Source organism: Arthrobacter jinronghuae (assembly GCF_025244825.1).
Classification (GTDB): domain Bacteria; phylum Actinomycetota; class Actinomycetes; order Actinomycetales; family Micrococcaceae; genus Arthrobacter_B; species Arthrobacter_B jinronghuae.
Window position 1 is genome coordinate 3,239,749 of record NZ_CP104263.1, and the last position, 12,015, is coordinate 3,251,763.

General features: G+C 67.7%; 8 protein-coding genes. 2 read left to right on the forward strand and 6 right to left on the reverse strand.

Annotated features, from left to right (window positions below; translation table 11 throughout):
- Positions 1 to 62 precede the first annotated feature (62 nt).
- From N2K98_RS15220 to N2K98_RS15235, 4 genes are all read right to left on the reverse strand, one after another.
- Entirely contained in the window at positions 63 to 1,676 is a 1,614-nt protein-coding gene (locus N2K98_RS15220) for an acyl-CoA synthetase (protein WP_260553733.1), read from the reverse strand.
- A gap of 4 nt (positions 1,677 to 1,680) precedes the next feature.
- Positions 1,681 to 2,694 (reverse strand): ABC transporter substrate-binding protein, encoded by a 1,014-nt coding sequence (locus N2K98_RS15225; protein WP_255864776.1) that lies wholly within the window; start codon positions 2,692 to 2,694, stop codon positions 1,681 to 1,683.
- A gap of 252 nt (positions 2,695 to 2,946) precedes the next feature.
- Complete coding sequence (gene malQ, locus N2K98_RS15230) at positions 2,947 to 5,133, reverse strand: 4-alpha-glucanotransferase (RefSeq protein ID WP_255864775.1); 2,187 nt, start codon at positions 5,131 to 5,133, stop codon at positions 2,947 to 2,949.
- 64 nt (positions 5,134 to 5,197) lie between these two features.
- Positions 5,198 to 5,524, reverse strand: a complete 327-nt coding sequence (locus N2K98_RS15235; RefSeq protein WP_229950649.1) for a DUF6221 family protein — start codon at positions 5,522 to 5,524, stop codon at positions 5,198 to 5,200.
- Positions 5,525 to 5,637: 113 nt separating this feature from the next.
- Between N2K98_RS15235 and N2K98_RS15240 the strand changes: the two genes are divergently transcribed.
- A complete protein-coding gene (locus N2K98_RS15240) occupies positions 5,638 to 5,871 on the forward strand; it encodes a hypothetical protein (protein WP_255796663.1) in 234 nt (77 codons plus the stop codon).
- A 24-nt stretch (positions 5,872 to 5,895) separates the two neighbouring features.
- Here the strand turns inward: N2K98_RS15240 and N2K98_RS15245 are convergent, their stop codons facing one another.
- Entirely contained in the window at positions 5,896 to 6,657 is a 762-nt protein-coding gene (locus N2K98_RS15245) for an SDR family NAD(P)-dependent oxidoreductase (protein WP_255864774.1), read from the reverse strand.
- Between the two features lie 189 nt (positions 6,658 to 6,846).
- On the opposite strand from N2K98_RS15245, the gene N2K98_RS15250 reads away from it, so the two are divergent.
- A complete protein-coding gene (locus N2K98_RS15250) occupies positions 6,847 to 8,487 on the forward strand; it encodes an AMP-binding protein (RefSeq protein ID WP_255864773.1) in 1,641 nt (546 codons plus the stop codon).
- Here N2K98_RS15250 and N2K98_RS15255 read toward each other — a convergent pair.
- Positions 8,484 to 11,948 carry a bifunctional proline dehydrogenase/L-glutamate gamma-semialdehyde dehydrogenase gene (locus tag N2K98_RS15255; RefSeq protein WP_255864772.1) on the reverse strand — a complete coding sequence of 1,155 codons (3,465 nt, stop codon included), beginning with the start codon at positions 11,946 to 11,948 and terminating at the stop codon, positions 8,484 to 8,486. The two genes, N2K98_RS15250 and N2K98_RS15255, sit on opposite strands and share 4 nt — an antisense overlap.
- Positions 11,949 to 12,015: the final 67 nt, after the last annotated feature.

A 12,015-nucleotide genomic window follows, 5' to 3' on the forward strand; every position in this document is an offset into this window, starting at 1 on the left:
CGGGAGAATCACAGCGGCAGGCGGGGAGCATCGGCTCCCCGCCTGTTTCATTTGTGCTGCAGTCAGTCCGGGTATTGCCGGCGCAGCTCGGCCTTGCGGATCTTTCCGCTCGCCGTCCGGGGAAAGTCCTCCACCATCGTCACGCTGCGCGGCACCTTGTACCGGGCCAGGCGGCCGAAGAGGTGTTCCTGCACTTCTTCGGCCGTCAGCGTGTATCCCTCCCGCAGGCTGATGACCGCGCGGGGAACTTCACCCCATCTGCTGTCCGGCACCCCGATCACGGCAACGGCTGCCACGGCCTCCAGTTCCGCAATAATCTGCTCGACCTCGGCCGGATAAATGTTTTCCCCGCCGGAGATGATCATGTCCTTGAGCCGGTCGGATATGAACAGGTACCCGTCGTCGTCGAAATAGCCCATGTCCCCCGACCGGAACCAAGCGTCCTCCGCATAGGCTTCCGCAGTGGCGTCGGGCCGGTTCCAATAGGAGCGGACGACGTTGGGGCCGGAAATCTGGATCTCCCCCACCTCACCCGCCGGGAGCACCCCGCCGTCCGGACCCGTGATCCGAACGTCCGTAAAGAAGTGCGGCAATCCGGCGGAACCGGCCTTTTCCCTGGACCGGGCGGCCGGAAGCGCCGTGGCTCCCGGGGCCGTTTCGGTCATTCCGTAGCCGTTGGAGAAGGACAGGCCGCGGGCTTCATAGGCTTCCAGGACCCGCAGGGGCACCGCGGATCCGCCGCAGGTGATGGTGGTCAACGAGCTGATGTCCCGCTTGTCCCAGTCCGGATGTTCACACAGCATCTGGTACGTGGTGGGCACGCCGCTGATGTAGGTGGCTGCATACTGTTCAATCGCGGCAAGCGTGCGTCCCGGTTCGAACCTGGTTTCCAGCACCACCGTCCCGCCCTTGAGGAGCACCGGCAGGACGCCCATGTCCAGGGAAGCGACATGGAACATCGGGGAGATCATCAGTGCGACCTCCGTCCCGGACACGTCATAGTCCACCAGCACGTTGTAGCAGTTCCAGGCCAGGTTGGCGTGGGACAGCAGGGCGCCTTTGGGCCGGCCGGTGGTGCCGGAGGTGTAGAGGATCATCGCGCCGTCGTCTCCCCCGACCGGCAGGTCCAGCCGGTCCGGGGATGCCGCGGCGATCACGGCGTCGAAGTCGGACACATTTTCTCCGCCCGATCCGCCCGATCCGCCCTCCTCGGCCGCTGCCGGACCGTCGGCCGACGCCGCGCCGCCGGCCTGCGCGCCGCCGTCGGCCGACGCCGCGCCGTCGGCCACCTCCAGCCGCACCGTCACCGAGGTGCCGGCTGACCCCAGCTGCGCCAGCCGCGCGAGCGCACCGGTGTACACCAGCACCGAACTGCCCGAATCCTGCAGCGCAAACTGAATCTCGGGCGGCGCCAGGCGGGTGTTCAACGGAACAAAGACGGCGCCCAGCGTTCCGGCGGCGAAAAACGTCTCCAGGAATGCGGGATGGTTATCCCCGAGGAAAGCCACCCGGGAGCCGTGGTCCACACCGGCTGCCCGCAATGCCTGTGCCAGCCGGTTGATCCGCTCGTCCAGCTCCGTGTAGCTGATGCCCCGACCCTGGAAGACCAGCGCCGTCCGGCCGGCGGACTTCAGGCGCCGGCGGTGTATCCACGATCCCAGCCCCTGGTTCTCCATGGCGCTACTGCACCGTCATGGCATCGACGTCCGGTTCCTTTGCCACGAACTCGTACTTCAGCATGAGTGCGCCCAGGTCATCCAGCTCGTCGCTTCGAAGTTCGCCGTCGAACTCCTCCATCTTCAGGTTCTCGGCGACCGCCGCGTCCATCCCCATAAACGTCGGAAGGGTGGCGCGGACGTCGTCGACGTTGGCCTGCGCTTGGGTGAGCGTTTCGGTGACGGCCTCCTTGAACGCCGCCACGGTTTCCTCGTTTTCGTCCGCATACCGGCCGGAGGTAAACGTGACCATCGTAGGCATCCCGGCGACCGCTTCCTGGTTCGGATAGCCCACCAGGACGTAGTCGGGATTGGCCAGGGCGCGGCTCAGGAAAGGCTCGGGCAGCCAGACCGCGTCCGTATTGCCTCGCTCGAGCGCGGCTTCCATGTCCTGGAACGGCAGCTCGTTGAAGTTGAGCTGCTCCGGATCGGCGCCGGCCAGGGCGGCGCTTTCCATGATGGTCAGATCGCCCTGGGTATTGACCGCGTTGACGGTGGTGGTTTTGCCTTCCAGATCGGCGAAGGACGTGATCCCGGAGTCCGCACGCGCCACCACACCGTTGATGTCGTCGCCTTCGGCGAGGGAATTGGAGTACCCGGACACGATCTTCATATCCAGGCCCTTGTCCTTGGCCACCATGACCGACAGCGGGTTACCCACGGCAAAATGGATGTCGCCGGTGGAGACCGCCGGCAGCATGGCTGCCCCGCCGGTGCCGCGCTGGAGCTCGATCTCCAGCCCGTGCTTCTCGAAAATGCCTTCATCGATGCCGTACTGCATGGCCGAGGACGGTGCGATGGACAACACCCCCACCACTACCTGCTGGAGTTCACCGCTGCCGGAACTTTCGCTGCCCGACGGCGACGACTCGGCGTCGGATCCGGCGGTCGAACCGCCGGAGCAGCCGGTCAGTGCCAGTGCCAGCAGAACTCCGCCTGCCGCAGCCGTGGACAGTTTCCTGGTGATCGTGTTCCTCATGACCTACCTCTTCATTGTGGTGGTAAGAGTGGTGCCCTGGCCGTTACCCGGACGGGGAATCCCGGAACCCGCGACGGCGGATGGCTCCATGTCACCCCGGATCGTTGAGAATGTCAACAGTATTGTTTCCCGCATACCGCCAGGGCCTCAGCAAGCGCACAAAAAACGGCGCGGCGGTCCGCAATAGCAGACCGCCGCACCGGCACTTGATCTTGACCGCCGCAACGCCCGAAGGCGAGGACGGGTGTAACCCTAGATTCCCTTTTGCATCAGGGCGGCCAGGGAGCGGAACCTTTCGTTCTGCTCCAGGTCGTCCAGCAGCACCGCCTCGCCGTCGGGACCGCAGAGGGGAATCCGCCAGTTCGGATACTCATCGGCTGTCCCCGGCTGGTTCTGGGTCTTTTTCTCGCCCACCAGGTCGGCCAGGGCCACGCCGAGAAGCACCGACGGCGTCTGCAGGATGAACTCGTGCAGCGCCTCCACCGTCTGCTGCACTTCCTCGCCGTGCATCTGGCCGGCCATCTGGTCTGAGGCGGATTCGGGCAGCAGCCCGCGCTGCCGGAGCGCCTCCAGGACAGCTTCCTGTGCTTCGCTGTCCGCCTTCCGCTCTTCCTCCACCGGACGGTTGAGCAGGCCGAGGGACTCGCGCAGGTTCACATGTTCACCGGCCAGGTAGCCGGCGGTCGGCGGGAGGTCGTGGGTGTTGACGCTGGTCAGGGCGCCCACCCGGTATTCCTCCGGATCGCGCGGGCCGTCCTCGGTCTGCTCGAACCACAGGATGGAGGTGCCCAGCACCCCCCGCTCCCCGAGGTATTCCTGGACCCACGGTTCAAAGACGCCCAGGTCCTCACCGATAACGACGGCGCCGGCCCGCTGCGCTTCCAGCGCGAGGATGCCGATCATCGCCTCGTGGTCGTAGTAGACATACGCGCCCTCGCCCGGTGAAGCGGCGTCCTGCGGGATCCACCAGAGCCGGAACAGGCCCAGGATGTGGTCCACCCGGATGCCGCCGGCGTGCCGGAGGATGGTGCGGATCATGTCCCGGTAGGCGGCATAGCCGGACTCGGCCAGCCGTCCGGGGTGCCACGGCGGCTGGCTCCAGTCCTGGCCGCGCTGGTTGAACATGTCCGGCGGGGCGCCGACGGAGATGCCGGAGGTCAGCACGTCGCGGAGCATCCACGCATCGGCGCCGCTGGGGTGCACACCCACGGCGAGGTCGTGGATCACGCCGATCCCCATGCCCGCCTTCTTCGCGGCCAGCTGCACGCCCTCCAGCTGTTCGTCGCAGATCCACTGCAGCCACTTGAAGAAGTCGATGCGTTCCTGCAGCTTGGGCAGCTGACGGAGCACGTAATCGCTGTCCGGGCCCGTGGCCTCGGCCCATTCCGGTGCGTCGGGGGCCAGTTCCTCGGCCAGGGCGCACCAGCGGGCGAAGTTCTCCAGGCCCTGCCCGGCGTCGGCCTTGAAGGCGTCGAACTGTTTCTGCCGGCTCGGGCTGCGTTCCACTTGGTACACGTCCTGCAGCACGCGGAGCTTGGCCGCATAGCTGGCGTTGCGGTCCAGTTCCGCCGCGGAGGTGTTGGCCGGGTACAGGGATCGGGCTGCCTCTTCGGCGGCCTGCCGCTGGCCGTCGGTCAGGTAGGCGTATTCCGGCACTGCTTCCACCCGGATGTACAGCGGGTTGAAGAACCGCCGCGTGGTGGGCAGGTACGGGGAGGGTTCAATGGGCGGCACCGGCTCCGCTGCGTGCAGCGGATTGATCAGGACAAACCCGGCGTCGTAATCCGTGCCGGCGACGGCGGCGAGATCCGCCAGATCGGTCAGGTCGCCGATCCCCCAGGACCGGGAAGAACGGACCGAGTAGAGCTGGGCCTGCACGCCCCAGGCGCGATCGGTTTCCAGCTTATCCGCGGTGTCGAGCCGGTCCGGGGTGACCACCAGCACGGCACTGCCGGAGATGTCGCCGCTTGCCACTTCCAACCGGTGCCAGCCCAGCTCCAACCCCTCGGGCAGGGGAACCAGGGTACGTGCCACGGCCGAGCCGTCGATGTCCCGTTCCTCCTCGGGCTGCTCCGGCCACGCGAGTTCCTGCTCTGAGCCGTCTTCCAGCCGCAGGGTCAGTATCGCAGTGCTGCCGGGCGGCAGGTGGACGGGCACGCTGCCGGGCTTGCCCTGGCGTACGACGGCGGTCGGCGGCAGCGGGCGCTTCCAGGCGGCCGCCTTTGACTCCGCGAGGGACCGTTCCAGGTCCTGTTCCGATTCGACGGCCAGGCCCAGCGCGGAAAGGACGCTGCGCAGCGTGGCGTCGGATACCTGCTGCTCGGAACCGTCCCAGCCGGTGAACGTGGTGGCTACCTTGTGAAAGTCGGCAAGCTGGCGGAGGAGGCCGGCGGCGTCCGGAACAGGTTGGGCGGACGGGGCTTTTGGCTTTTCACTCATGCAACCAATCTATGGCCCGCAGGCCGGTGCCGCACCCTCGGCATCGCTGGCAGCGAACGGACCGTTAGGGCCGTTCCTGCGTCAGGCGCCAGTTGTCCTGGAAGTCCGGATGGTCCTCGTGCACGGCCGCGAGGGCGGAGAGCGCCAGCCGGGTCCACTCCAGCTCCTCACGGAATTGGGGATCGTCGTCCGGGTCCACAATCATGCGCGAGAGGGCATGGCGGCGGGCGCCCCCGATGATCTCGATGAGCATGAGCTTCGTTTCGCATTCCTTCAACAGCCGCTCCTCGTACCAGCGGTCGGAGAGCGAAACGTCGGAGGATGCGAGTAGTTTGCGGGCCTCGGAGATGTCTTCCTGGAAACGCGTGACCAGGAAATCGACGATATCCATGGCCGAATCCTACCCGGCGCACTGCCCGCCGGTCAGGGGTCCATACGCGAACGGGAATATTTAAGGGCTATGCGCTGGTTAGTGTAAGTATCAACTAATTCAGGAGATGCCTTTTGCCGGTAGCCAGTGCCCACTCCCCCTCCACGAAAGCACGTGCAAAGCGCGTGCGCAGCATCCGTTCCCTCCGCCGCGGAGACATTGTTGAAGCGCGCAGCGGCGGCACAATCTATTTCCACGGCGAGGTCCAGGACACGGCCCCCGGTCTGTCCACCGTCTGGATCCGCGATGAATCCACCGGCCAGCGGACTGCGGCCAGCATGGACGATTTCACCCTCTGGAAGCTGTAGCGGCGGTCATGCCGCGGAACCTGGTCAGTCGATCAGGGCACCGGCACTGATGTTCAGCGTTGCGGCGGTCATGCTGGCAGCCCGGTCCGAAGCAGCGAAGGCTGCTGCATAGCCCACATCCTCCAGCGTGGCGGCGCGGCCCAGCATGGTGGAGCGAATCATGGCGTCGGCGATCTCGCCGGCGCCTTCCATGTTTTCCGGCAGAGTCTCCGGGACACCGCCGCTGCGCAGGGTCACCACCCGGATCCCGTGGGTTCCCAGTTCGCTGGAAAGCTGGCGGCGCATGGACTCCATCGCTTCAAACGCCGTCTGCAGCCCGCCCAGGTACAGACCGGGCACCGGGTCACCCGAGCCGCCGAACGCCAGGATCACGCCGGAGTGCTGGCGCATCATATGCCGGGCGGCCGCCTGCGAGGTCAGGAAAAAGGTCTGAACGGCCGTGGAAACGGGACGCAGATAATCGGCGACGGACATTTCGGCCATAGGGGTCCCCTGCACGTCCCCGTGCTGGATCACGTTCATTGAGATGTCCAGGCTCCCGGCGGCGGCCGCGACGTCGTCGGCATGTTCGTTAACCGCCCGCTCGTTGGTGGCATCCAGCAGCGCGATGTCCGCCGTACCCCCGGCATGCCGGATCCGCTCCGCCACGGCCTCGAGCGGCTCCGGCGTGCGTCCGGCAAGGAAAACCCGCGCGCCTTCCCGGGCGAAGGCCTGCGCCACGGCGCCGCCGATGCCTCCTCCGCCGCCGTAGACCACCGCGTTCTTCCCGATGAGCAGTTGCTCCATGGTCCCGCCTCCCGGTTGCCCTGCCGGTCACGGCCCGACCGTCCCGATCCGTCCCCGACGGCTTTCGGTCCCCATCATGGACCGCGCCCGGCGAGGAGGCAATGTCCTGTCCCCGCCCGAGCGGGCCTAGCATGGAGACTACGGCCGGGAGTGATCCACGGCACACTTGATGGAACGGAGCCGCATAAGATGTTCAACGCCCTCACTGTCCAGGAACCGGTAGCGCCTGCCGCACTGCTGTGCGACCGGCATCCCGCAGACTCGGTTGCTTTTACCGTCATTGAGCAGGACCTCTCGGCCACGGACCTGACCTACGGGGAGCTGCGGGAGGGTTCGGAGCGGGCCGCGGCGGCCTTCGCCCGGCTGGGGGTACGCCCCGGGGACCGGGTGGCAACCCTGATGGGCAAGAGCGGTGATCTGGTGACGGTGCTGCTGGGCCTGTGGCGTCTGGGCGCGGTCCACGTGCCGTTGTTCACGGCGTTTGCCACGCCGGCCATTTCCGTACGCCTGTCCTCCAGCGGTGCCCGGCTGGTGGTCGCCGACGGAAACCAGCTGGCCAAAGTGGCGCCCCTGGTCCCGGAGCTGGGCCTCACGGTCCTGGCCGTCGGAACGGACGGTGCCGGCGCCGATACCCCGGACGCCGACGGTGCGGCGGACGCCCTGGACTGGACACAGCTGCTCTCCGCCGAGCAGCCCGGCATACCGGCGGCAGTCCTGGACCCGGAGGACCTGCTCGTGGAGATCTTCACGTCGGGCACCACCGGCGCACCGAAGGGCGTTCCCGTACCGGTGCGGGCCCTCGAAGCGTTCTCCGCCTACTTCCACTACGGACTGGACGTGCAGCAGGAGGACGTGTTCTGGAACGCCGCTGATCCGGGCTGGGCCTACGGCCTCTACTACGGGATCCTGGCGCCGATGGCCGCGGGCCGCCGGAACCTGCTGCTGCGTGGCGGCTTCAGCGCGAAGCTGTGCTGGCAGGTGCTGGAGCGGTTCGGCGTCACGAACTTTGCGGCCGCGCCCACCATCTTCCGCTCGCTCCGGGCCGAGGCACCCGACGGCGTCGGCCCCCTGGCGCTGCAGCGCGCCTCCAGCGCTGGCGAGCCCCTCGACGCGGAAACCATCAACTGGGCCACCCGCTGCCTGGGCACCGCTGTGCGGGACCACTACGGGCAGACGGAAATGGGGATGTGCATTGTGAACGGCTGGGAAGCGTCCGTGTCCCGGGAGATCCGGCCCGGCTCGATGGGCCATGCCCTGCCCGGCTACCGCACCGAAGTGCTGTCGCTGGAAGAAGATTCCCCGGCCGCAACGGCCGAGAAGGGACGGGTGGCCATTGATGTTCCGGCCAGCCCGCTGATGTGGTTTAGCGGTTACACGGACAATCCGGAGAAAACCGCCGAACGCTACAGCAGCGACGGCCGCTGGTACTACACCGGCGACACCGGTTCGCGGGATGCCGACGGTTACACCTATTTCTCCGCCCGGGATGACGATGTGATCATCATGGCCGGCTACCGGATCGGCCCGTTTGAGGTCGAATCCGTGCTGGCCACGCACCCGGAGGTGGCCGAGAGCGCCGTGATCGGCGTGCCGGACGAGCTGCGCGGGGAACGGCTTGAAGCGTACGTGGTGCTCCGGTCCGGCTCCGGCTCCCCCGAGCTGGCGGCGGAACTGCAGCAGCTGGTGAAAACCCAGTACGCCGCCCACGCCTATCCGCGGGCCGTGCACTTTGTGGACGAGCTACCCAAAACGCCGAGCGGGAAGCTGCAGCGTTTCGTACTGCGTGCTTCCCGCTCGGCGTCGGATTCCGAACCTCCGGTGAACGCCTAGATCAGGGCGTCTGAGAGGAAGTTCGGCGTTCCGAAGCGGTGCGCGGTGATGCTGACGGCCTGCTCATGCAGGAACGGCAGCAGCTCCAGGCGGCCGGATTCGGTGACGGGCTGGGCGTAGACGGCAATGTCCGGAGTGCCGCCGGTGGCTTCGGCCAGCGCCTGCACGGAGCCGCCGATCAGCCGGACCCGTCCGGACGTCAGCGAGGCAGCGGAAGCCAGCCACGCGGCATCGTCCTGAACCCGGAACTGAAGTCCGAGTTCGGTCAGCACAGCCCGCAGACCGGCCGGGAGGTCGACGGCGGTGGACACGCTGACTGCCGATCCGGCAGTCAGCGCTGCGGCCAGGACCCGGACCAGCAGGGCTGCGGGCTGGCCTTCGGCGAGGCGGACAGTCACCGGAACGGGTACGTACCGGAAGACGTTGCGCTCGGCGGACAGGGCGGACACGTCCTTGGCGGTGCCGAATTCGCCGTTCCAGGCCCGCGCGTCGCTGTTCGCGGCGCGGCGGAGGAAGGCGGCGTCGTCGGCGGTGAAGGCCGAGCCTGCGGATTCGGCGGCGGCGATCAGGCGTGCAGCCGGCGCCGCGGCGGGCAGCTCGGCGGGTGCCTCGGAGGTCCCGTTCACTGCTTCCCAGTTGCCCAGGCCGATCAGGTAGTTCGGGCCGCCGGCCTTGGTGCCCGCACCCACGGCGGACTTCTTCCAGCCGCCGAAGGGCTGGCGGCGGACGATGGCGCCGGTGATGCCGCGGTTCACGTACAGGTTGCCTGCCTGGATGCGGTTCAGCCAGACGTCCATTTCCGCCGGCTCGAGGGAATGCAGCCCGGCGGTGAGGCCGTAGTCGATGTCATTCGCCATATCGATGGCCTCTTCGAGCGTCTCGGCGGTCATGACGCCGAGGATCGGGCCGAAGTACTCGGTGAGGTGGTACTCCGAGCCGCGGCGGACGCCGGTGCGGATGCCCGGGCTCCACAGCCGGCCGCTCTCGTCGAGCTGTTCGGGCTGCAGCAGCCAGGCCTCGCCTTCACCCAGCTCGGTGAGGCCTCGAAGCAGCTTGCCGGCGGCGGGCTCGATGACCGGGCCCATCTGCGTGGTGGGGTCTTCGGGGTAGCCGACCTTCAATGACTGGACGGCGTCCACGAGCTGGTTCCGGAAGCGCGGGGACTTGGCCACGGAACCGACCAGGATCACCAGGGAGGCCGCGGAGCATTTCTGCCCGGCGTGCCCGAAGGCGGACGCGGCGACGTCGCGGGCGGCGAGGTCGAAGTCCGCGCTCGGGGTGACGATCACGGTGTTCTTGCCCGACGTTTCCGCCAGCAGCGGCAGGTCGTGACGGAAGGAGCGGAACAGCTCGGCGGTTTCGTAGCCGCCGGTCAGGATCACGCGGTCCACGGCCGGGTTGGAAATCAGCTGGCGGCCGAGTTCCTTTTCACCCAGCTGGACGAACTGCAGGACGTCGCGCGGAACGCCGGCCTCCCAGAGCGCTTCCACCATGACCGCACCGCAGCGGGCGGACTGGCGGGCGGGCTTGATGACGACGGCGGACCCGGCGGCCAGGGCGGCGAGGGTCGAGCCGGCGGGGATGGCTACCGGGAAGTTCCACGGCGGGGTGACCACGGTCAGGCGGGACGGGACGAAGCGGGCGCCCTCCACGTTGTCGAGTTCGCGGGCGAGCTCGGCGTAATAATGCGCGAAGTCGATGGCTTCCGAAACCTCGGGGTCCGACTGGTCCAGGGTCTTGCCGGTTTCGGCGGCCATGACCTCCATCAGGTCGGCGCGGCGTGCCTCGAGGACTTCACCTGCGCGGTGCAGGACCTCGGCGCGTTCGGCACCGCTGAGTGCACCCCATGCCTTGCCCTTGGTGACGGCGGTGTTGATGACGGCGTCGAGCTCCGCCTCGGTGCCGACGGCGGCGGCGGCCACGGCGGCCTTGCCCAGGTCGGATCCGGGGACGCGGGCGAGGATGCCCCGGCCCCAAGCCTGGTTGGCGGGCAGCGACGGGTCGCTGTCCGGGGTGTTGTCGAAGCTGTCCGTGGCGGCAGCCGCTGCGGGGAGACTGCGGTCCTGCACGCGGTGCGGGGCGGGAACAGCGGTGTCCAGATTCTCCAGCGAGGCCAGGAAGCGCAGCTTCTCGCGTTCGAACAATGCCTCGTTGTCGGCCAGTTCAAACACGGCGGACATGAAGTTCTCCGAGCTGGCGCCTTCCTCCAGCCGGCGGATCAGGTATGCGATGGCGACGTCGAATTCCGCCGGGTGCACTACCGGGGTGTAGAGCAGGAGGCTGCCGACGTCGCGGCGCACCACCTCGGCCTGGCCGGCGGCCATGCCGAGCAGCATTTCGAACTCGATGCCGTCCCGCACGCCGCGTTCCCCGGCCAGCAGCCAGGCGAACGCGACGTCGAACAGGTTGTGTCCGGCGACGCCGATCCGCACGTTCTTGATGCGGTCCGGGTGCAGGGCGTAGTTGATAACGCGCTTGTAGTTGGTGTCGCTGTCCGCCTTGGTGTGCCAGGTGGCCAGCGGCCAGCCGTGCAGGGAGGCTTCCACCTGTTCCATGGGCAGGTTGGCGCCCTTGACCACGCGGACCTTGATGGCGGCACCGCCGTCGGCACGGCGCTCGGCAGCGAATTCCTGCAGGCGCATCATGGCCGAGAGGGCATCCGGGAGGTAGGCCTGGAGCACGATGCCGGCTTCCAGGTCCTTGAACTCGGGCTGCGAGAGGATTCCGGTGAAGACCGCCATGGTCATCTCCAGGTCCTTGTACTCCTCCATGTCCAGGTTGATGAACTTCTTCACCGGGGACTGCGCGGCGCGGCGGAAGAGCGGGGTCAGGGATTCAATGACGTGCTGCACGGCCTCGTTGAAAGCCCACGGGGAGTGCGGGGCCACGGTGGAGGACACCTTGATGGAGACGTAGTCGACGTCGTCGCGGGCCAGGAGGGCATGGGTGCCTTCCAGCCGGCGGGCTGCCTCATGCTGGCCGAGGACGGCCTCGCCCAGGAGGTTCATGTTCAGCCGGGTGTTGTCCTTGCGGATGCCGGCAATGGCCTTGCCCAGCTTCGCGTCCGTGGCGTCGACAATCAGGTGCCCGACCATTTCGCGCAGCACCTTGCGGGCGGCGGGAATGACAATCTGCGGGACCACGGGACCGAGGATGCCGCCGGCGCGCACAGCCGCGCGCATGTACCAGGGCAGGAAGCCGGGAACGCGGGGAGCCAGGGCGGCGAGGTTGCGGGCTGCCACGCGGATATCTTCGGGGCGCACGACGCCGTCCACGAAGCCCACGGTGAAACCCAGGCCGTCCGGGTCCTTCAGGACGCCGGCCAGCTGCGCGGCAGAGGCGTCCACGGGGACGGCCGAGGCCTCGGTCAGCCAGCGGCGGACGAGGGCTACGGACTGCTCTGCCAGCTCGGCGCTGGGGGCGGCGTCGGCGGTGGCGCGGTCCTCAAAGATATCGGTCATGAGTTGGTGCTCTTTTCATCTAACAGGCAGTTATCCCCCCGGAGGTACTGACTCAGTATCCGCCTGT